Below are 21432 nucleotides of genomic sequence, written 5' to 3' on the forward strand. Positions count from 1 at the left end.
CTACAACCAGCCGTATTCCGCCATCGACAGCGGGTCGCCATCTCCCACGATGATGTGGTCGAGCACCCGCACATCTACCGACTCCAAGGCCTTTTGCAATATTTTGGTTAATTTTCGATCAGCCGCACTTGGCTCGACGCTCCCGGACGGATGGTTGTGGCACAGGATAAGAGCCGCCGCGTTGTAAGCGAGCGCGCGCTTGACCACTTGTCGCGGATAAACGATGGCCGCGTCGATGGTGCCCTCAAATAGCGCCTCAAAGCCCAGCACCCGGTGCTTTGAGTCAAGAAACAGGCAGCCGAATATTTCGTGGGGCTCGTGGCGCAGCAAGGCCTTGAGGTACTCACGTACGGCCAGCGGGCTTTCCAGCACCGAGTCGGCACGCAAGCGTTCGGCCATATGCCGCCGAGACATTTCCAGCACCGCCTGCAACTGGGCAAATTTCGCCGGCCCCAGCCCCAAGTGCTGGCTGAACAGCGTCTGGCTGGCCTCCAACAACGGGCGCAGGCCACCGAATTGCGCCAATAGATGGCGCGCCAGGTCGACTGCGCTTCTGCCGGAAACCCCGGTACGCAGGAAGATCGCCAACAACTCGGCATCCGACAGACTCGCCGCGCCCCATTCCAAAAGCTTCTCCCGTGGGCGTTCCGCCACAGGCCAATCGCGAATACTCATCCCGCCTCCCTCTGCACGTGCGCCGCTGTTGCCTGGCGGTCGCTGTGTTATCTTAAGCCCTCTTTTTTGCATGTGATTTCCCCTGGGGAGGGGGCATCGCAGGCGTCACTGAACTGGCATCACTGAACTGGAAAGGCAAACCAATGCAGCGTCTGTATCGGAAACGCATCGTTCTCGGCGTCGGCGGCGGCATTGCCGCCTACAAGAGCGCAGAACTGGTTCGCAGGCTCCTGGACCAGGGCGCCGAAGTGCGCGTGGTCATGACCCGTGGTGGCAGTGAGTTCATCACCCCGCTGACCATGCAGGCCTTGTCTGGGCACCCGGTTCACCTGGACCTTTTGGACCCGGCGGCCGAAGCTGCCATGGGCCACATCGAGCTGGCAAAATGGGCCGACCTGGTGTTGATCGCCCCGGCCACCGCCGACCTGATCGCCCGCCTGGCCCAAGGCATCGCCGATGACCTGCTGACCACTCTGGTACTGGCCACCGACGCCACCGTCGCCATCGCACCGGCCATGAACCAGGCCATGTGGCGCGACCCGGCCACCCAGGCCAACACCCAACTCCTGCAAAGCCGTGGCCTTAAAGTATTTGGCCCGGCTTCGGGCAGCCAAGCCTGCGGCGACGTGGGCATGGGCCGCATGCTTGAGGCTACTGACCTCGCGCTGTGCGCCGCCGAGTGCTTTCAGCACCTGGCTCTCACGGGCAAACATGTGCTGATTACCGCCGGCCCGACCCAGGAAAACATCGACCCGGTGCGTTACATCACCAACCATAGCTCAGGAAAAATGGGCTTTGCCTTGGCGGAAGCCGCGGTCGAGGCAGGCGCACGCGTCACCCTGATCACCGGCCCGGTGCACTTGCCAACCCCTGATCGCGTCACACGAATCGACGTAGTCAGCGCCCGGGACATGCTGGCGGCCTGTGAAGCGGCCATTCCCTGCGACCTGTTTATCGCCTCGGCAGCGGTTGCAGACTACCGCCCGGAAGTCGTCGCCCCGCAAAAGCTTAAGAAAGACCCTACAAGCGGCGACGGCCTGCTCCTGCAAATGGTGCGCAACCCGGACATCCTGGCCACCATCGCCACGCGCCCGGACCGCCCGTTCAGTGTCGGTTTCGCCGCCGAAACCGAGCACTTGCTGGACTACGCCGCACGCAAATTGAAAGACAAAAACCTCGACCTGATCGTTGCCAATGATGTCGCCAACCCGAGCATCGGCTTCAACAGCGAGGAAAACGCCTGCAGCGTGATCGACCGCGAGCTGCACGCCACCCTTTTCGCCCAGACCAGCAAGGGCAAGATTGCCCGCCAACTGATCTCATTTATCGCCCAACGGCTGAACCAGGTTTAATTTACATGCACGCTTTGCAAGCCAAGATCCTCGACCCCCGCATCGGCAACGAATTTCCTCTGCCGGCCTATGCCACTCCGGGCTCCGCCGGCCTGGACCTGCGCGCCATGCTCAAGGAAGACACCGTCCTTGAGCCAGGCCAGACAATCCTGATTCCTACCGGCCTGTCGATCTACGTCGGCGACCCAGGCCTGGCGGCATTGATCCTGCCGCGCTCCGGCCTGGGCCACAAACATGGCATCGTGCTGGGCAACCTCGTAGGCCTGATCGATTCGGACTATCAGGGCGAATTGATGGTGTCGTGCTGGAACCGTGGCAACACCGCGTTCAACATCGCTGTCGGCGAGCGCATCGCCCAGTTGGTGCTGGTACCGGTGGTACAGGCACACTTCGAACTGGTGCAGGAGTTCGACGAAACTCAGCGCGGCGCAGGTGGTTTTGGGCATTCCGGCAGCCACTGACTAAGCTGAACCTTGCCGGATGCAGTTGTCCGGCAAGACGCCACCGCATGGCTATTCAGGATGAAGAATGTGCGGATTTATTCAGCGAAATTTCCACAATGAAATCAATGCATTACGCGTTTTCCCAAAGTGCCTCGGCACGCCGATGGCATTTTTGCACCACGAACTCTCTGCCGAAAACACCGTCATACCCTTCAGTTTGAGCCTGCCGGTCAGCCACTTTAAGGCCAGCTTTGCCCCCCTTCAGATGGAGTTCACCCCCGCGATGAGTACCGCAGCCCGAGTAGCCCCGACATTCCCCGACAGCATCTTCCGCGCCTACGACATTCGTGGCGTGGTGCCCAAGACCCTGACCGCCGAAACCGCCTACTGGATCGGCCGCGCCATCGGAGCCCAGAGCCTGGCCCAGGGCGAACCTAATGTCTCGGTAGGCCGTGATGGCCGCTTGTCCGGCCCGGAGCTGGTGGAACAACTGATCCAGGGCCTCGCTGACAGCGGTTGCCACGTCAGCGACGTCGGCCTGGTGCCGACACCAGCGCTGTACTACGCGGCCAACGTACTGGCCGGTAAGTCCGGGGTGATGCTCACCGGCAGCCATAATCCCTCGGACTACAACGGCTTCAAGATCGTCATCGCCGGTGACACCCTGGCCAACGAACAGATCCAGGCCCTGCACGACCGCCTCAAGACCAACGACCTGACCAGCGGCAAAGGCAGTGTCACCAAAGTCGACATTCTGCAACGCTACTCTGACCAGATCACCGGCGACGTCAAATTGGCCCGCCGCCTGAAAGTGGTGGTGGACTGCGGCAACGGCGCGGCTGGCGTGATCGCTCCGCAACTGCTCGAAGCCCTCAACTGTGAAGTGATCCCGCTGTTCTGCGACGTCGACGGCAACTTCCCCAACCATCACCCGGACCCAGGCAAGCCTGAAAACCTGGTGGACTTGATCGCCAAGGTCAAGGAAACCGGCGCCGACGTGGGCCTGGCGTTCGACGGTGACGGCGACCGTGTTGGCGTGGTGACCAACACCGGCGAAAACGTGTTCGCCGACCGCCTGCTGATGCTGTTTGCCCGTGACGTGGTGGCGCGCAATGCCAACGCCGAAATCATCTTCGACGTGAAGTGCACCCGCCGCCTCACGCCGTTGATCAAGGAATATGGCGGTCGCCCGCTAATGTGGAAGACCGGTCATTCGTTGATCAAAAAGAAAATGAAGGAAACCGGCGCACTGTTGGCCGGTGAAATGAGCGGCCACGTGTTCTTCAAAGAGCGCTGGTTCGGTTTCGACGACGGCATTTACAGCGCCGCCCGTCTGCTGGAGATCCTCAGCAAGGAAAAATCCACGGCGCAAGAGCTGTTTCAGACCTTCCCGAACGATATTTCTACGCCAGAGATCAATATACATGTGACCGAGGAGAGCAAATTCAGCATCATTGACGCACTGCACGATGCGCAATGGGGCGAAGGCGCCAACCTGACCACCATTGATGGTGTGCGAGTCGATTACGCCAAAGGCTGGGGCCTGGTTCGCGCGTCCAACACCACACCGGTGCTGGTCCTGCGTTTCGAGGCGGATACCGAGGCTGAGTTGCAGCGCATCAAGGACGTGTTCCACGCCCAGTTGAAACGTGTTGCCCCTGATCTCCAATTACCGTTCTGATTTTTTTACCGGAGCCCTGAATGACCCTCGAACGCGAAGCCGCTGCCAACACTGCCAAGGTCCTGTCCGAAGCGTTGCCTTACATTCGACGCTACGTCGGCAAGACGCTGGTGATCAAGTACGGCGGCAATGCCATGGAAAGCGACGAGCTGAAAACCGGTTTTGCCCGCGACATCGTGTTGATGAAAGCCGTGGGGATCAACCCGGTGGTCGTCCATGGTGGCGGCCCGCAAATCGGTGACCTGCTCAAGCGCTTGTCGATCGAGAGTCACTTCATCGATGGCATGCGCGTCACGGACGCGCAAACCATGGACGTGGTGGAGATGGTCCTTGGCGGCCAGGTCAACAAGGACATCGTTAACCTGATCAACCGCCATGGCGGCAGTGCCATCGGCCTGACCGGCAAGGACGCGGAACTGATCCGCGCGAAAAAACTGACGGTGACCCGCCAGACGCCGGAAATGACCCAGCCGGAAATCATCGACATCGGCCAGGTAGGCGAAGTAATCGGCATCAATACCGACTTGCTGAACCTGTTGGTCAAGGGCGACTTCATCCCGGTGATCGCGCCCATCGGCGTGGGCGCCAACGGTGAGTCCTACAACATCAACGCCGATCTGGTCGCCGGTAAAGTGGCTGAAGCACTGAAAGCCGAGAAGCTGATGCTGCTGACCAACATCGCCGGGCTGATGGACAAGGAAGGCAAGGTATTGACCGGTTTGACCACTCAACAAGTGGACGAGCTGATTGCCGATGGCACCATCTACGGCGGCATGCTGCCGAAGATCCGTTGCGCGCTGGAAGCCGTGCAAGGCGGCGTGGGCAGTTCGCTGATCCTGGATGGCCGCGTGCCGAATGCGATCCTGCTGGAAATCTTCACCGATACGGGTGTGGGTACGCTGATCAGTAACCGCAAGCGGCCTTAAACGCCAAAAACCAAAAGGCCCCGCTCAATCAAATTGAGCGGGGCCTTTTTTGTTTTCACAGTTCCAATGTGGGAGCTGGCTTGCCTGCGATGACGGCGGCACATTCAAGAACTGCACCGCCTGACATACCGCTATCGCGGGCAAGCCCGCTCCCACAGGGGTTCGGTGTCAGACGCCGAACTGCTCACGGTACGCACGCACTGCAGGCAAATGCTGCTTGAGCTGCGCGTCATCTTCCAGGTATTGCAGCACCTGGTTCAACGAAACAATGCTCACCACCGGAATACCGAAATCACGCTCCACTTCCTGGATTGCCGACAACTCACCGTTGCCGCGCTCCTGGCGGTTCAGCGCGATCAGCACGCCGGCGGCCTTGGCACCTTCCTGGGACGCGATGATCTGCATCACTTCACGGATGGCGGTGCCGGCGGTGATCACATCGTCGATGATCAGCACGTCGCCCTTGAGTGGCGCACCGACCAGGCTGCCGCCTTCGCCATGAGCCTTGGCCTCTTTGCGGTTGAAGCACCATGGCAAATCCAGCTCATGATGTTCAGCCAGGGCCACGGCCGTAGCGGCCGCCAGAGGGATGCCCTTGTAAGCTGGCCCGAACAACACGTCGAAGGAAATACCGCTATCGACGATGGCTGCCGCATAGAAACGACCCAGCTGAGCCAGGGCCGAACCCGAGTTGAACAGGCCTGCATTGAAGAAGTAAGGGCTGGTGCGCCCGGACTTCAAAGTGAACTCACCGAAGCGTAAAACGCCGCGATCGATGGCAAAACGAATGAAATCGCGTTGATACGCCTGCATGAAAAAAGCCTCAGATACCACGGATTTAGCTAATTAGGTAGACGGCGTGTATCATACACGCACGCGATTTTTGGGGCCATTTATGCGGATCATCAGTGTGAACGTCAATGGTATTCAGGCTGCAGTCGAGCGTGGTTTGCTCAGTTGGCTGCAAGCACAGAATGCCGACGTCATCTGCCTGCAGGACACCCGCGCCTCCGCCTTTGAACTGGACGACCCAGCCTTCCAACTGGATGGCTACTTCCTTTATGCCTGTGATGCCGAAGTCCCTGCCCAAGGTGGCGTGGCTCTGTACTCACGGTTGCAACCCAAGGCGGTCATCAGCGGCCTCGGCTTCGAGACAGCCGACCGCTACGGGCGCTACCTGCAAGCCGATTTCGACAAGGTCAGCATCGCGACCTTGCTGCTCCCTTCGGGGCAGAACGGCGATGAAGACTTGAACCAGAAGTTCAAGCTAATGGACGATTTCGCCCGTTATCTGGATAAACAGCGACGCAAACGTCGCGAGTACATTTACTGTGGCTCGCTGTACGTGGCGCAACAGAAGCTGGATATCAAGAACTGGCGCGACAGCCAGCAATCACCGGGTTTCCTGGCGCCGGAACGGGCCTGGATGGACGAGATTGTCGGCAACATGGGCTATGTGGATGCCCTGCGCGAAGTCAGCCGTGAAGGCGACCAGTACAGCTGGTGGCCGGATAACGAACAGGCTGAGATGCTCAACCTGGGCTGGCGTTTTGACTACCAGTTGCTGACCCCAGGTCTGCGCCGGTTCGTTCGCAGCGCACGTCTGCCGCGTCAGCCGCGTTTTTCGCAGCACGCGCCGCTGATCGTGGACTACGACTGGACGCTGACCATCTAAGGTCTTTTTCCGGGCACAAAAAAACCGACATCGCTGTCGGTTTTTTTGTGCCTGCTCATTATTTGACCACTCGCCAGGTCAAGGGGTAGCGATAGGCAATCCCCTTGTTGGCCTTGATGCTACCGATGATCGTCAGCACCACCGTGGCGATTGCCAGGGCAAACATCAGGAAAAACCCGATCACCGCGAAGGCCAGCACAATGCACGCCATCCAGGCGATGGCTACGGTGATCTGGAAGTTCAGGGCTTCCTTGCCCTGATCATCAATGAACGGGTCCACTTCCTTCTTCATCTGCCACAGGATCAGCGGCCCCACGACACTGCCGAAGGGGAACACAAACCCCAGAAACGCCGCGAGATGACACAACATGGCTCCCTGGCGCACTTCGTAGGAAGGCGTAGGTACGGGCATTTGGCTGTCATTCATGGCGCTTCTCCTTGAGGCAGGCTCAGTCGGCCAGTGCGGCGTTCTGCAGTTCGAAGATTTCGGTCATGCCTTTCTGGGCCAGGGCGAGCATGGCGTTCAGGTCGGCTGGCTGGAATGGCGCGCCTTCGGCGGTGCCCTGCACTTCGATGAAACCACCGGTGCTGGTCATCACTACGTTCAGGTCGGTCTCGGCGGCCGAATCTTCCAGGTAGTCCAGGTCCAGCACAGGCTCGCCCTGATACATGCCAACCGAAACAGCGGCGATCATCTGCTTGAGCGGGTCGCCGCCTTTGAGGCCGCCGCGCTTCTTGATCACTTTAAGCGCATCTACCAGGGCCACCATGGCGCCAGTGATGGAGGCGGTGCGGGTGCCACCGTCAGCCTGGATCACGTCGCAGTCGACGTACAGGGTCACGTCGCCCAGCTTGGACATGTCCAGGGCTGCGCGCAGCGAGCGGCCGATAAGGCGCTGGATTTCCAGGGTGCGGCCGCCTTGCTTGCCACGGCTGGCTTCACGCTGGTTACGCTCGCCGGTAGCGCGCGGCAGCATGCCGTACTCGGCAGTCAACCAACCCTGACCTTGGCCTTTAAGGAAGCGCGGCACGCCGTTTTCGACGCTGACGGTGCAGATCACTTTGGTATCGCCAAACTCGACCAGTACAGATCCCTCGGCGTGTTTGGTGTAGTTGCGGGTAATGCGGATCGAGCGGAGCTGATCGGCAGCGCGACCACTTGGACGTTTCATAGGGGATACCTGTACGAAGGACGAAAAACTGCCGAGCATTATAGAGCCGCGAACCGTTTCGGGGCACTTCTAAAAAATTCGGTTACGAATGGCCTGGTCGGCGCCCATTGTTTGGGCGCGCTCGCCCCACTGCGCTACAATCCTGCGCCTTCGCAGCCTGTCGGCTTCAAAATTTACCCATCAGCCCGCATTTGCGGGTCTGCATCGCGAGGTACTTCCATGGTGCACAGCATGACCGCCTTCGCCCGCGTCGAAAAAGCCGGCGCCCAGGGCACCCTGAGCTGGGAACTGCGCTCGGTCAACAGCCGCTACCTGGAGCCGCACCTGCGCCTGCCGGAATCCTTCCGCGACCTCGAAGGCGCCGTGCGTGAAGCGTTGCGCCAGGGTATCTCGCGGGGCAAGCTGGAATGCACCCTGCGTTTTACCGAAGAAACCACCGGCAAGCCGCTGCAGGTCGACCGCGATCGCGCCGCGCAACTGGTAGCCGCCGCCGAAACCATCGCCAGCCTGATCAAGCAACCGGCCGCGCTGAACCCGTTGGAAGTGCTGGCCTGGCCCGGCGTACTGGTGGCCGACGCCACCGACCCGCAAGCCCTCAATGCCGAAGCCCTCGCCCTGTTCACCCAGGGCTTGAAGGAACTCAAGGCCGGCCGCGAGCGCGAAGGCGCCGAACTGGCCCGCCTGATCAATGAGCGCCTGACTTCGATCGAAGAAGACGTGGTCACCCTGCGTGAGCTGGTGCCGCAGATGCTCGCCACCCAGCGCCAGAAGGTTCTGGACCGCTTCACCGACATGAAGGCCGACCTCGACCCGGTGCGCCTGGAGCAGGAAATGGTGCTGCTGGCGCAAAAGAGCGACGTAGCCGAAGAACTCGACCGCCTGAGCACCCACATCCTCGAAGTGCGCCGCGTACTCAAATCAGCGGGTGCCGCCGGTCGGCGCCTGGACTTCCTGATGCAGGAACTCAACCGCGAAGCCAATACACTGGGTTCCAAGGCGTTTGATCCGCGCAGCACCACGGCTGCGGTCAACCTCAAAGTGTTGATCGAGCAGATGCGCGAACAAGTACAGAATATTGAGTAAGGCAACTTCCATGACCCACAGCACCGGCACCCTTTACATCATTTCTGCGCCATCGGGCGCGGGCAAGAGCAGCCTGGTCAAAGCCTTGACCGACGCCGACGAGCAAATCCGCATTTCGGTCTCGCACACCACCCGCGCCATGCGCCCAGGTGAAGTGAACGGCGTGCACTATCACTTCGTCGAGCGCACCGAGTTCGTCAAGATGATCGAACACGGCGACTTTCTGGAGCGCGCGGAAGTGTTCGGCAACCTCTATGGCACCTCGCAAAGCCACCTGCAGCAGACGCTGGACGAAGGCCACGACCTGATCCTGGAGATCGACTGGCAGGGCGCCGAACAAGTGCGCCAACTGATGCCCAAGGCGCGTTCCATCTTCATCCTGCCGCCGTCTTTGGAAGCGTTGCACCAGCGCCTGACCAACCGCGGCCAGGACAGCGACGAGATCATCGAAGGCCGCATGCGCGAAGCCGTCAGCGAAATGAGCCACTACGTCGACTACGACTACCTGATCATTAATGACGATTTTGCCCACGCACTGGATGATTTGAAGGCGATTTTTCGCACCAATCAGCTCCAGCAAAAGCGCCAACAGCAGCGTTTTGGCAAATTACTCGCTGAACTGCTTGGTTGATTGGCGCTTCCCAAAACCGCTGCAAGGGCTTTACATTGGCACTTGTAGCGGTTTTGCGAGGGCGCGGGGAAAATCAGCGCTTCCCTAAACGCTGGTGATTTTTTAAACTGTTTAGTCCGCTTGCCCAACCGGGCAGCGCGCATCTTGCATTCGCTCCGAGGAATACCATGGCCCGCGTAACCGTTGAAGACTGCCTAGAACACGTGGATAACCGCTTTGAGCTGGTCATGCTCTCTACCAAGCGTGCCCGTCAACTGGCCACCGGCGGCAAAGAGCCCCTGGTCCAGTGGGAAAACGACAAGCCTACCGTTGTAGCCCTGCGTGAAATCGCTGAAGGCCTGATGAGCTACGAGTTCATCGCCAACGCTGAAATCGTTGAAGACGAACCGCTGTTTGCAGCGTTCGAGGACGAGTCCAACGAGGCCGTCTAAGCCTATGCCTGGTCGACGTAGCACGGCGCGGGGTCACAGCCAACGGCAGGAGTTCATACTTTGCCGAGCATAGACGCCCTCGCCGATCGCTTATCGGCCTACCTCGGCCCAGACCAGGTCAACCTGGTCCGCCGAGCGTATTTCTACGCCGAACAAGCCCACGACGGCCAGCGCCGCCGAAGCGGCGAGGCGTATGTCACCCATCCTCTTGCGGTGGCAAATATTCTTGCCGACATGCACATGGACCATCAGAGCCTGATGGCCGCGATGCTGCATGACGTGATCGAAGACACCGGCATCGCCAAGGAAGCGCTTAGCGCGCAATTTGGTGAAACCGTGGCCGAACTGGTCGACGGGGTCAGCAAACTGACCCAGATGAACTTCGAGACCAAGGCTGAAGCCCAGGCAGAAAACTTCCAGAAAATGGCCATGGCCATGGCGCGGGATATCCGTGTGATTCTGGTCAAGCTGGCCGACCGGCTACACAACATGCGCACGCTGGAAGTGCTGTCCGGCGAAAAACGCCGGCGCATCGCCAAGGAAACCCTGGAAATCTACGCCCCCATCGCCAATCGGCTGGGCATGCATGCCATTCGTATCGAATTCGAAGACCTCGGCTTCAAGGCCATGCACCCGATGCGCTCGGCGCGCATCTACCAGGCGGTCAAGCGCGCACGGGGCAACCGCAAGGAAATCGTCAACAAGATCGAAGAGTCGCTGAGCCACTGCCTGGCGATCGACGAGATTGAAGGCGAAGTCAGCGGCCGGCAGAAGCACATCTACGGCATCTACAAGAAGATGCGCGGCAAGCGCCGGGCCTTTAACGAGATCATGGACGTGTACGCGTTCCGGATCATCGTCGACAAGGTAGACACCTGCTACCGCGTGCTGGGTGCTGTACATAATTTGTACAAACCCCTGCCGGGGCGCTTCAAGGACTACATCGCCATTCCCAAGGCCAACGGCTATCAGTCGCTGCATACCACGCTGTTCGGTATGCACGGGGTGCCGATCGAGATCCAGATCCGCACGCGGGAAATGGAAGAGATGGCCAACAACGGCATCGCCGCCCACTGGCTATACAAATCCAGCGGTGACGAACAGCCAAAAGGCACCCACGCCCGCGCTCGCCAGTGGGTCAAAGGCGTGCTGGAAATGCAACAACGTGCCGGCAACTCCCTGGAATTCATCGAAAGCGTGAAGATCGACCTGTTCCCGGACGAGGTCTACGTGTTCACGCCCAAAGGCCGAATCATGGAGCTGCCCAAAGGCTCCACGGCGGTCGACTTTGCCTACGCGGTGCACACCGACGTCGGTAACAGCTGCATTGCCTGCCGGATCAACCGTCGCCTCGCGCCGCTGTCCGAACCGCTGCAAAGCGGCTCCACGGTCGAGATCGTCAGTGCTCCCGGCGCGCGCCCGAACCCGGCCTGGCTCAACTTCGTGGTCACCGGTAAAGCGCGGACACACATCCGCCACGCCCTGAAGTTGCAACGCCGCTCCGAATCCATCAGCCTCGGCGAACGCCTGTTGAACAAGGTCCTCAACGGTTTCGACAGTGCCCTGGATAAAATTCCGACAGAGCGCGTACAAGCGATGCTCCACGAGTATCGCCAGGAAACAAGCGAAGACCTGCTGGAAGATATCGGCCTGGGTAACCGCATGGCCTATGTAGTCGCTCGCCGCCTGCTCGGCGAAGGCGAACAATTGCCAAGCCCGGAAGGTCCGCTGGCGATTCGCGGCACCGAAGGCTTGGTGCTCAGCTACGCAAAATGCTGTACGCCGATCCCGGGCGACCCGATTGTCGGCCACTTGTCGGCAGGCAAAGGCATGGTGGTGCACCTGGACAACTGCCGCAATATCACCGAAATCCGCCACAACCCGGAGAAATGCATCCAGCTCTCTTGGGCCAAGGATGTCACCGGCGAATTCAACGTCGAGCTGCGTGTGGAGCTGGAACATCAGCGCGGCCTGATCGCACTGCTTGCCAGCAGCGTCAACGCGGCCGACGGCAATATCGAAAAAATCAGCATGGATGAACGCGATGGGCGCATCAGCGTGGTCCAGCTGGTGGTCAGCGTGCACGACCGCGTGCACCTGGCCCGCGTGATCAAGAAACTGCGCGCCCTGACCGGAGTGATCCGCATCACCCGTATGCGTGCATAGCCCCTCTCTTACAAGGAGCAACTCATGACCAAGACTGTTATCACCAGCGACAAAGCCCCGGCCGCCATCGGCACTTACTCCCAGGCGATCAAGGCGGGCAACACCGTCTACATGTCCGGCCAGATTCCGCTGGACCCAAAGACCATGGAACTGGTTGAAGGCTTCGAAGCACAAACCGTACAAGTCTTCGAAAACCTGAAATCCGTAGCCGAAGCCGCCGGCGGTTCGTTCAAGGACATCGTCAAGCTGAACATCTTCCTCACCGACCTGAGCCACTTCGCCAAGGTCAACGAGATCATGGGCAAGTACTTCGAACAGCCGTACCCAGCCCGCGCTGCCATCGGCGTTGCTGCGCTGCCAAAGGGCGCACAGGTTGAGATGGACGCGATTCTGGTCATCGAGTAAAACACCCGGCGCAGCCTCAACAGGCTGCGCCGACTTCGTTTCAGAAGGATTTCATGATGCGCAAAGCGCTTGTAGCCACTTCGTTGCTCGCCCTGTTGCTCGGCGGCTGCGCCAGCAACCCCGCCGACCTGGATGTGAGTGGCACCTGGATCAACCAGGCCGCCATCAACGCGGCAGCCAAGGGCGGCCCTTTGCGCGAAGCGCTGCAGAGTTTTGGCCCGAACCTCGAATGGGAGGTCAATACCAAGGCTTTGCAGGCGCGCTACTACAACGGCTTTGAAGTCGCCGAAGGCAAGTTGCTCGGGGATAAATCCGGCGCCTGGAACGTCGAGTTCTACGGCAGCTCCGCCACCGAACTCAAGCGCAAAGGCAAACAACTGCTGCAAGTGGCCAACGATAACGAGCCCGAGCAACTGTTCGCCCGTGCCAAGGATCCCGCCCCGGAAGGTGCGCCACTGGGCGCCAACTTCGAACGGGCACTGTATGCAGCCTATATGGGCGGCGACTGGAAGATTACCGACGGCAACGGCGACGGTTCCACAGTGCAGTTCCAGGCCGACGGAAAGGTCGCCGGCCTGCCAGGCGTCGACCGCTACTCGCTGTGTCTGGCGGGCGACTGCGCCTCTATGAGCGGCGGCTACGACAGCATCTGGCTGCAATTGAACGGCCAGGGCAACCCCTGGATCTTCACGCGCAAAGGCAAGCAGTTGGCGATATTCCAAGCGATCAACACCGCGCTGGCCGACGAGGTGCCGCAGTTCACGCCCGGCCCGCGCCAATGGCTGCTTGAGAAGAAATAACCAGCATCACCCTGAAGCAAATGTGGGAGCTGGCTTGCCTGCGATGACGGTGGCTCAGTCGAGATAGAGGTCGACTGATACTTCGCTATCGCAGGCAAGCCAGCTCCCACATTTTTTGACTGCGTTTCAGCCCTTGAGAATCGCCGCATACCCTTCGCGATAAGTCGGGTAGGTCGGCACCCAGCCCAACGCCTTAGCCCGGGCGTTGCTGCATTGTTTGCTGCCGGCACGCCTTACACTGGCGTCATCCGCCCACTCCGTCACGCCCAGGTACTCGCGCAACCAGCCCACCACCTCCGCCAATGGCGCTGGGGCATCGTCGACCCCGATGTAGATTTTTTCCAGCGAGCCACCCTGCTCTACATGACGCAGCAAAAAGGCCAGCAAACCTGCCGCATCATCCGCGTGAATCCGGTTGCCATACAACGGCGGATCGATCGCCACGCGATAGCCCTGGCGTACCTGGGTCAGCAGCCATTCGCGGCCCGGGCCGTAAATCCCGGTCAAGCGCACGATACTCGCTGGGATCCCACTGTTGAGCGCGACCTGCTCGGCCTCCAGCATGACCTGGCCGGAATAGCCCGTCGCCCTGGTATCAGATGTTTCGTCGACCCACTCACCATTCTGCTGGCCATACACGCTGCTGCTGGAAACAAACAGCAGGTGCCTGGGCGCCTGGCCGTAGTCACTCAGCCACTCCAACACATGCTGCAACCCTTGCACGTATGCCGCGCGATACCCGGCCTCATCGTGGTCGGTGGCGGCCGCGCAATACACCAGGTAATCCACTGCGCCGATCGGCCAGGTCTCAGGACAATCCTTTTTGAACAGGTCGCCGGCAATGCCGATCACGCCATCGGGGAGCTTTGAAACATCACGGCGCAGGCCATGAACCTCCCAATTCGCGCCGAGCAATTGGCTAGCCAGCCGGCTCCCCACATCGCCGCAACCGGCAATCACAACAGAAGGCGCAGACATCATAAAACTCCGTTCTTAAAGGTCTAGATTAGCCCTCGCAGATGACGAGCGGCCAGAAAAAGCACAAATAAAGTTACTGTATTACTTCTGTTAACAAGAATTACTTGCAATAATAACGGCCCATTTGTCCTCGACCCTCAAGGGTCTGGCAGGACGATCACTCAATTTTTCCTCTCAGGTCCGGCCAGCATGACACGTAATACAAACCCCGCTTCGCCAACCAAGCTTCACAGCCCATCCCGCGCCTGGCGTGCGATTGCTGCGCTGCTGTTCAGCGTACTGCTGGCACCGACCGCTGCCTTCGCTGATGCCACCGCCCCAGCCGCACCGGCTGCTGCCGAGCACACCGGCGCTACGCCAGCTGCTCCTGTTGCCGCCCCGGTTGCCACAGACCCGGCCCAGGCTGCAGGCGACGTCGCACCTGCCGACGAAACCGGTGTAGTGTTGGAAGAAGACAACAGCCTGGGCATGGCCCATGACCTGTCGCCGTGGGGCATGTACCAGAACGCTGACGTCGTGGTAAAAGCCGTGATGATCGGCCTGGCCATCGCCTCGATCATCACCTGGACCATCTGGATCGCCAAGGGCTTCGAGCTGCTGGGCGCCAAGCGCCGTCTGCGCGCCGAGATCGTCCACCTGAAAAAAGCCACCACCCTCAAGGAAGTCAGCGAGAGCGCGACCAAGAAGGGCACCCTGGCCAACCTGCTGGTACACGACGCTCTGGAAGAAATGCGTCTGTCGGTCAATACCCGCGAAAAAGAAGGCATCAAGGAACGCGTCAGCTTCCGTCTCGAACGCCTGGTTGCAGCATGCGGCCGTAACATGAGCAGCGGCACCGGCGTGCTGGCCACCATCGGTTCCACCGCACCGTTTGTCGGCCTGTTCGGCACCGTGTGGGGCATCATGAACAGCTTCATCGGCATCGCAAAAACCCAGACCACCAACCTCGCCGTCGTCGCCCCCGGCATCGCCGAAGCCCTGCTGGCAACCGCGCTGGGCCTGGTTGCAGCAATCCCTGCGGTGGTGATCTACAACGTCTTCGCCCGTTCGATTGCCGGCTATAAGGCCCAGGTATCGGACGCGTCGGCAGAAGTCCTGCTGCTGGTCAGCCGCGACCTCGATCACCTGCCTACCGAGCGCAGCTCGCAACCGCACATGGTGAAAGTGGGGTAATCGGCCATGGGCCTGCATTTGAATCAAGGCGACGACGAACTCGTCGAGAACCACGAGATCAACGTCACGCCGTTTATCGACGTAATGCTCGTGCTGCTGATCATCTTCATGGTGGCCGCGCCGCTGGCGACCGTGGATATCAAGGTCGACCTGCCCGCGTCCAGCGCCAAGCCTGCGCCGCGGCCGGAGAAGCCGATTTTCCTCAGCGTCAAGGCGGACCAACGCCTGTTCCTGGGCGAAGAAGAAGTCAAAGCTGAAACCCTGGGCCCGGTGCTCGACGCCAAGACCCAAGGCAAGAAAGACACGACGATCTTCTTCCAGGCCGACAAAGGCGTGGACTACGGCGACCTGATGAGTGTGATGGATGCCCTGCGGGCAGCCGGCTACCTCAAGGTAGGCCTGGTCGGACTTGAGACGGCAGCCAAGAAATGATCACGACGCGCCACAAACTGACGCGTTATGGCACCAGCCTCGCCGTCGTGCTGGGCGTGCATGCCGTCGCGATTATCATCGCGCTCCAGTGGTCCGCGCCGCATCCGGTAACACTGCCACCGGCGGCGATGGTCATCGACCTCGCGCCGATGCCTGCACCGCCGCCGCCGGCTCCACCCAAGGTTGTCACACCGCCGCAGCCGCCTGCCCCCGTGGAAGAGCTGCCCCTGCCAAAACTGGCTGAGGCACCTAAACCAACGATCCAGGTGCCCAAGCCGGTCAAGCCAAAACCGAAGCCGCAGCCGCCCAAGCCGGTGGAAAAGAAGCCCGAGCCGCCCAAGGAAAAACCTTCCGAAGAACCGCCGAGCGAATCGCCACAAAACAATGCGCCAGCTGAAAAGTCTGCCCAGCCGGTTCCGGGCCCGTCGCCACAACAGGTCGCAGCCAAAGCGTCCTGGGAAGGCGCCCTGCTGGCGCACTTGCAGAAGTACAAGAAGTATCCGCCAGGTGCCCAACAGCGAGGCAAGGAAGGCTTGAACCGCCTGCGCTTTGTGGTCGATGCCGAAGGCAACGTGCTGTCCTATGAGTTGGTGGGCCGCTCCGGCAACGCCGATCTGGACCGTGCGACCCTGGACATGATCCGTCGAGCCCAGCCACTGCCCAAACCACCGGCCGATATGTTGAAAGGCGGCAGCGTCGAAATCGTCGCGCCATTTGTTTACAACATTGAGAAGCGCCGCCGGTAAGCGGCAAACGGGAGCCGGCTGGTGTGGGAGCTCCCACACAAGCCAGCTCCCACATTTGGTTTCACCACTTCAGCAAAATCCTCAACATTCCCCGCTCAATCCCCATCAAAGTTCTGATAACGTGCGTCTATCGATTGCAGCCGGTATGCTTGGCCCGCAACCTCATGGACGCCCGCTATGACTCTTACAGAATTACGCTACATCGTGACCCTCGCCCAAGAGCAGCACTTCGGCCACGCGGCCGAGCGTTGCCATGTCAGCCAACCGACGCTGTCGGTGGGTGTGAAGAAGCTTGAAGACGAACTCGGTGTGCTGATTTTTGAGCGCAGCAAGAGCGCCGTGCGCCTCACGCCGGTGGGCGAAGGCATCGTCGCCCAGGCCCAAAAGGTACTGGAGCAAGCCCAAAGCATCCGCGAGCTGGCCCAGGCCGGCAAGAACCAGCTGACTGCACCGCTCAAAGTCGGCGCCATCTACACCGTCGGCCCGTACCTGTTCCCGCACCTGATTCCGCAACTGCACCGCGTTGCGCCGCAGATGCCGCTGTATATCGAAGAAAACTTCACCCATGTACTGCGCGACAAACTGCGCAATGGCGAGTTGGACGCGATCATCATCGCCCTGCCGTTCAACGAAGCAGACGTGCTGACCCTGCCGCTCTACGACGAACCGTTCTACGTGTTGATGCCGGCCTCCCACCCGTGGACGCAAAAGGACACCATCGACGCCGGCCTGCTCAACGACAAGAGCTTGCTGCTGCTGGGCGAAGGTCACTGCTTCCGCGATCAGGTACTGGAAGCCTGCCCGACCCTGACCAAGGGCAACGACGGCGCCAAACATACCACCGTGGAATCCAGTTCCCTGGAAACCATTCGCCATATGGTCGCTTCCGGCCTGGGTATTTCGATCCTGCCGCTGTCGGCAGTGGACAGCCATCACTACGCCCCCGGCGTGATCGAAGTGCGCCCACTCACGCCGCCGGTGCCGTTCCGTACTGTGGCGATTGCCTGGCGCGCGAGCTTCCCGCGCCCGAAAGCCATTGAGATCCTGGCCGACTCGGTCCGTCTGTGCTCGGTGGCCAAGCCGAATGCTGCGAGCTGATTAACGGTATGACAGAGCTGTCGCAGGTGTCGGTCACCGCACTCAAAGGTGTCGGTGACGCCATGGCCGAAAAGCTGGCCAAGGTCGGCCTGGAGAACCTCCAGGACGTGCTGTTCCACCTGCCCCTGCGCTACCAGGACCGCACGCGTGTGGTGCCCATCGGCCACTTGCGCCCTGGGCAGGATGCTGTGGTCGAAGGCACCGTCAGCGGCGCCGATGTGGTGATGGGCAAGCGCCGCAGTTTAGTCGTGCGCCTGCAGGACGGCACCGGCGGCCTGAGCCTGCGTTTCTACCATTTCAGCAACGCGCAAAAGGAAGGCCTCAAGCGTGGCACCCGCGTGCGTTGCTACGGCGAAGCCCGCCCCGGTGCATCCGGCCTGGAAATCTACCACCCGGAGTACCGCGCAATCACCGGCGACGAGCCGCCTCCGGTCGATACCACTCTCACGCCGATCTACCCGCTGACCGAAGGCCTGACCCAACAACGCCTGCGCCAGCTGTGCATGCAAACGCTGACGATGCTCGGCCCCAAAAGCTTGCCCGACTGGTTGCCTCTGGAGCTGGCGCGCGACTACCAACTGGCGCCGTTGGACGATGCGATTCGCTACCTGCATAACCCACCCGCCGACGCCGACGTCGACGAACTCGCACTGGGCCATCACTGGGCCCAGCATCGCCTGGCCTTTGAAGAGCTGCTGACGCACCAACTGTCCCAGCAGCGCCTGCGCGAAAGTATGCGCTCCCTGCGCGCGCCGGCGATGCCCAAGGCCACGCGACTACCTGCGCAATACCTGGCCAACCTCGGCTTTGCGCCAACGGGGGCCCAGCAACGCGTGGGCAATGAAATCGCCTACGACCTCAGCCAGCACGAACCCATGCTGCGGCTGATCCAGGGCGACGTGGGCGCAGGTAAAACCGTGGTGGCCGCCCTCGCCGCCTTGCAGGCGTTGGAAGCCGGTTACCAAGTGGCGCTGATGGCGCCCACCGAAATTCTCGCCGAACAGCACTTCATCACCTTCAAGCGCTGGCTCGAACCGCTGGGCCTGGAAGTGGCGTGGCTGGCCGGCAAGCTCAAGGGCAAGACCCGCGCAGCGGCGCTGGAGCAGATTGCCGGTGGCGCACCGATGGTGGTGGGCACTCACGCATTGTTCCAGGACGAAGTGCAGTTCAAGAACCTCGCCTTGGTGATCATCGACGAACAGCACCGCTTCGGTGTGCAACAGCGCCTGGCCTTGCGCCAGAAAGGCGTGGGCGGGCGCATGAACCCGCACCAGTTGATCATGACCGCCACACCAATCCCGCGCACCTTGGCGATGAGCGCCTACGCCGACCTCGACACGTCGATCCTCGATGAGCTGCCGCCCGGCCGCACGCCGGTCAATACCGTGCTGGTCACCGACACGCGCCGCGTCGAGGTCATCGAACGCGTGCGCGGCGCCTGCGCCGAAGGCCGTCAGGCGTATTGGGTGTGCACGCTGATCGAAGAATCCGAAGAGCTGACCTGCCAGGCCGCCGAGACCACGTTTGAGGACCTCACCAGTGCCCTGGGCGAGCTGAAGGTCGGGCTGATCCACGGGCGCATGAAGCCTGTGGAAAAAGCCGCGGTGATGGCCGAGTTCAAAGCTGGCAACCTGCAACTGCTGGTAGCCACCACGGTGATTGAAGTCGGCGTGGACGTGCCCAACGCCAGTTTGATGATCATCGAAAACCCCGAGCGCCTGGGCCTGGCCCAACTGCACCAACTGCGCGGCCGTGTCGGCCGGGGCAGCGCCGCCAGCCACTGCGTGCTGCTGTACCACCCGCCGCTGTCTCAGATCGGCCGTCAGCGCCTGGGCATCATGCGCGAGACCAACGACGGTTTTGTCATCGCCGAAAAAGACCTCGAACTGCGCGGGCCCGGCGAAATGCTTGGTACTCGCCAGACCGGCCTGCTGCAATTCAAGGTCGCCGACCTGATGCGCGATGCCGACTTGCTGCCCGCTGTGCGTGATGCGGCGCAAGCGCTGCTGGAGCGTTGGCCGGAACATGTCAGCCCCTTGCTCGATCGCTGGCTCAGGCATGGGCAGCAATACGGCCAAGTGTGACGCCTGACTCACTTATCCAACCAACAGTTGTATCAAGCTGGTTATACTTCGGTGACTGTACGAAATTGGATCAGGCCATGTCAGAAGTTGCCCTCGCCACAGCCCCACTGACCGCCCCGCCGGTCATTCGGGCTCTGCTCGCAAAACTCGCCATCCCCTACACGGAAGTGACCGAACACGCCGGCCTGAATCCCGCACAAAAAGTCCAGGCAGTACTGCTGGAAGATGCCGTGGGCGCACTCATGGTGCTGTTCCCGCAAAGCCAGTTACTCGACCTCAACCGCCTGGCTGAACTCACCGGCCGCCGCCTCACGGCCGTGTCGCCGGACCGCATCGAGCGCATGCTGGCCAAGCACGACTTGAGCCTGTTGCCCGGCCTGCCGGTACTGACCAGTTCGCCGTGCCTGTATGAAGGCAGCCTGCTCAGCGAACCCAGCCTGTTGGTGCATTCCGGCGAAGCCGGGCTGCTGCTGGAAATCGCCAGCATCGATTTCAAGACCATGCTCACCAAGGCCAGCGCCGGGCACTTCGGCGAACCGCTGAGCAACATCCGCCCCAACCTCGATCGCCCGAACGATGACCGCGAGGAAATCACCCAGGCGATGCAGGCGTTCACCGCCCGCCGAATCCAGCAGCGTCTGGAAGCGACCATCGAGATTCCGCCGCTGGCCGACACCGCGCAGAAAATCATCAAGCTGCGCGTCGACCCCAACGCCACCATCGATGACATCACCAGCGTCGTCGAAACCGACCCAGCCCTCGCCGCCCAAGTGGTGAGCTGGGCAGCGTCGCCGTACTACGCCTCGCCGGGCAAGATTCGCTCAGTGGAGGACGCCATCGTGCGCGTGCTGGGCTTTGACCTGGTGATCAACCTGGCGCTGGGCCTGGCCCTGGGCAAAACCCTGAGCCTGCCCAAGGACCACCCGCACCAGTCCACGCCGTACTGGCACCAGTCGATCTATACCGCTGCTGTGATCGAAGGCCTGACCCGCGCCATGCCCCGCGCCCAGCGCCCGGAAGCTGGCCTGACCTACCTGGCCGGCCTGCTGCATAACTTCGGTTACTTGCTGCTGGCCCATGTGTTCCCGCCGCACTTCTCGCTGATCTGTCGCCACCTGGAGGTCAACCCGCACCTGTGCCACAGCTATGTCGAGCAGCACCTGCTGGGCATCAGCCGCGAGCAGATCGGCGCCTGGCTGATGCGCTACTGGGACATGCCGGACGAACTGTCCACCGCCCTGCGCTTTCAGCACGACCCGACCTATGACGGGCAATATGCTGAATATCCCAACCTGGTGTGCTTGGCGGTACGTTTGCTGCGCAGTCGTGGAATTGGTTCCGGGCCGGATGAGGCGATACCCGACGCCCTGATCGAACGTTTGGGCTTGAGCCGGGAAAAGGCTGAGGAAGTGGTCGGCAAGGTACTGGATGCCGAGGTGCTGCTACGCGAACTCGCGTCCCAGTTCAGCCAGGCATAAGTC

21 protein-coding genes and 1 pseudogene are annotated in these 21432 nt (G+C 61.0%); 17 read left to right on the top strand and 5 right to left on the bottom strand.

Annotation, left to right across the window (positions count from 1 at the left end):
• The gene (gene radC / locus HU759_RS00125; RefSeq protein WP_017135851.1) at nt 1–675 is read right to left on the bottom strand and encodes a DNA repair protein RadC; all 675 of its coding nucleotides are present in this window, start codon (nt 673–675) and stop codon (nt 1–3) included.
• A gap of 143 nt (nt 676–818) precedes the next feature.
• On the opposite strand from radC, the gene coaBC reads away from it, so the two are divergent.
• The 4 genes and pseudogenes from coaBC (at nt 819) to argB (ending at nt 5077) form a co-directional block, all read left to right on the top strand.
• Nucleotides 819–2027 (top strand): bifunctional phosphopantothenoylcysteine decarboxylase/phosphopantothenate--cysteine ligase CoaBC, encoded by a 1209-nt coding sequence (gene coaBC, locus HU759_RS00130; RefSeq protein WP_015886530.1) that lies wholly within the window; start codon nt 819–821, stop codon nt 2025–2027.
• 5 nt (nt 2028–2032) lie between these two features.
• The gene (gene dut, locus HU759_RS00135) at nt 2033–2488 is read left to right on the top strand and encodes a dUTP diphosphatase (protein ID WP_099550262.1); all 456 of its coding nucleotides are present in this window, start codon (nt 2033–2035) and stop codon (nt 2486–2488) included.
• Between the two features lie 241 nt (nt 2489–2729).
• Nucleotides 2730–4151: pseudogene (locus HU759_RS00140) on the top strand (phosphomannomutase/phosphoglucomutase); the annotation flags it as partial.
• A 20-nt stretch (nt 4152–4171) separates the two neighbouring features.
• The gene (gene argB / locus HU759_RS00145; protein WP_015886532.1) at nt 4172–5077 is read left to right on the top strand and encodes an acetylglutamate kinase; all 906 of its coding nucleotides are present in this window, start codon (nt 4172–4174) and stop codon (nt 5075–5077) included.
• A gap of 168 nt (nt 5078–5245) precedes the next feature.
• On the opposite strand, the gene pyrE is transcribed toward argB, so the two are convergent.
• Nucleotides 5246–5890, bottom strand: a complete 645-nt coding sequence (gene pyrE, locus HU759_RS00150; RefSeq protein WP_017135848.1) for an orotate phosphoribosyltransferase — start codon at nt 5888–5890, stop codon at nt 5246–5248.
• A gap of 82 nt (nt 5891–5972) precedes the next feature.
• Here pyrE and HU759_RS00155 point away from each other — a divergent pair, with 82 nt between their 5' ends.
• The gene (locus HU759_RS00155; RefSeq protein WP_003176915.1) at nt 5973–6752 is read left to right on the top strand and encodes an exodeoxyribonuclease III; all 780 of its coding nucleotides are present in this window, start codon (nt 5973–5975) and stop codon (nt 6750–6752) included.
• A 58-nt stretch (nt 6753–6810) separates the two neighbouring features.
• On the opposite strand, the gene HU759_RS00160 is transcribed toward HU759_RS00155, so the two are convergent.
• Both HU759_RS00160 and rph read right to left on the bottom strand, forming a co-directional pair.
• Nucleotides 6811–7179: a DUF4870 domain-containing protein gene (locus tag HU759_RS00160; protein ID WP_017135847.1), complete on the bottom strand. Its 369-nt coding sequence runs from the start codon at nt 7177–7179 to the stop codon at nt 6811–6813.
• Nucleotides 7180–7201: 22 nt separating this feature from the next.
• On the bottom strand, nt 7202–7924 hold the full coding sequence (gene rph / locus HU759_RS00165; RefSeq protein ID WP_003213280.1) for a ribonuclease PH: 723 nt from the start codon (nt 7922–7924) through the stop codon (nt 7202–7204).
• Nucleotides 7925–8143: 219 nt separating this feature from the next.
• On the opposite strand from rph, the gene HU759_RS00170 reads away from it, so the two are divergent.
• The 6 genes from HU759_RS00170 to HU759_RS00195 all read left to right on the top strand — a co-directional run bounded on the left by HU759_RS00170 (nt 8144) and on the right by HU759_RS00195 (nt 13440).
• Nucleotides 8144–9007, top strand: coding sequence for a YicC/YloC family endoribonuclease (locus HU759_RS00170; protein WP_017135846.1), 864 nt, complete (start codon nt 8144–8146; stop codon nt 9005–9007).
• A 10-nt stretch (nt 9008–9017) separates the two neighbouring features.
• The gene (gene gmk / locus HU759_RS00175) at nt 9018–9638 is read left to right on the top strand and encodes a guanylate kinase (protein ID WP_010168203.1); all 621 of its coding nucleotides are present in this window, start codon (nt 9018–9020) and stop codon (nt 9636–9638) included.
• Between the two features lie 167 nt (nt 9639–9805).
• Nucleotides 9806–10069, top strand: a complete 264-nt coding sequence (gene rpoZ / locus HU759_RS00180) for a DNA-directed RNA polymerase subunit omega (protein WP_003176920.1) — start codon at nt 9806–9808, stop codon at nt 10067–10069.
• A gap of 60 nt (nt 10070–10129) precedes the next feature.
• Nucleotides 10130–12235, top strand: coding sequence for a bifunctional GTP diphosphokinase/guanosine-3',5'-bis pyrophosphate 3'-pyrophosphohydrolase (spoT, locus tag HU759_RS00185; protein WP_170036703.1), 2106 nt, complete (start codon nt 10130–10132; stop codon nt 12233–12235).
• A gap of 24 nt (nt 12236–12259) precedes the next feature.
• Nucleotides 12260–12640, top strand: a complete 381-nt coding sequence (locus HU759_RS00190) for a RidA family protein (RefSeq protein WP_003176922.1) — start codon at nt 12260–12262, stop codon at nt 12638–12640.
• A 56-nt stretch (nt 12641–12696) separates the two neighbouring features.
• On the top strand, nt 12697–13440 hold the full coding sequence (locus tag HU759_RS00195) for a hypothetical protein (RefSeq protein ID WP_017135845.1): 744 nt from the start codon (nt 12697–12699) through the stop codon (nt 13438–13440).
• A gap of 126 nt (nt 13441–13566) precedes the next feature.
• Here HU759_RS00195 and HU759_RS00200 read toward each other — a convergent pair whose 3' ends face one another.
• Nucleotides 13567–14418: an SDR family oxidoreductase gene (locus tag HU759_RS00200; protein ID WP_017135844.1), complete on the bottom strand. Its 852-nt coding sequence runs from the start codon at nt 14416–14418 to the stop codon at nt 13567–13569.
• A gap of 189 nt (nt 14419–14607) precedes the next feature.
• On the opposite strand from HU759_RS00200, the gene exbB reads away from it, so the two are divergent.
• From exbB to HU759_RS00230, 6 genes are all read left to right on the top strand, one after another.
• Entirely contained in the window at nt 14608–15591 is a 984-nt protein-coding gene (gene exbB, locus HU759_RS00205) for a tonB-system energizer ExbB (RefSeq protein ID WP_186617258.1), read from the top strand.
• A 6-nt stretch (nt 15592–15597) separates the two neighbouring features.
• Complete coding sequence (gene exbD, locus HU759_RS00210) at nt 15598–16023, top strand: TonB system transport protein ExbD (RefSeq protein WP_003195519.1); 426 nt, start codon at nt 15598–15600, stop codon at nt 16021–16023.
• The gene (locus tag HU759_RS00215) at nt 16020–16769 is read left to right on the top strand and encodes an energy transducer TonB (RefSeq protein WP_017135842.1); all 750 of its coding nucleotides are present in this window, start codon (nt 16020–16022) and stop codon (nt 16767–16769) included. The genes exbD and HU759_RS00215 overlap by 4 nt, the downstream gene beginning before the upstream one ends.
• A 177-nt stretch (nt 16770–16946) precedes the next feature.
• Nucleotides 16947–17867, top strand: coding sequence for a hydrogen peroxide-inducible genes activator (locus HU759_RS00220; RefSeq protein ID WP_017135841.1), 921 nt, complete (start codon nt 16947–16949; stop codon nt 17865–17867).
• A gap of 8 nt (nt 17868–17875) precedes the next feature.
• A complete protein-coding gene (recG, locus tag HU759_RS00225; RefSeq protein WP_026013586.1) occupies nt 17876–19951 on the top strand; it encodes an ATP-dependent DNA helicase RecG in 2076 nt (691 codons plus the stop codon).
• 77 nt (nt 19952–20028) lie between these two features.
• Nucleotides 20029–21429, top strand: coding sequence for an aminoacyl-tRNA deacylase and HDOD domain-containing protein (locus HU759_RS00230; protein ID WP_017135839.1), 1401 nt, complete (start codon nt 20029–20031; stop codon nt 21427–21429).
• Nucleotides 21430–21432: the final 3 nt, after the last annotated feature.

Source organism: Pseudomonas sp. OE 28.3, from assembly GCF_014268205.2.
Classification (GTDB): Bacteria; Pseudomonadota; Gammaproteobacteria; order Pseudomonadales; family Pseudomonadaceae; genus Aquipseudomonas; species Aquipseudomonas edaphica.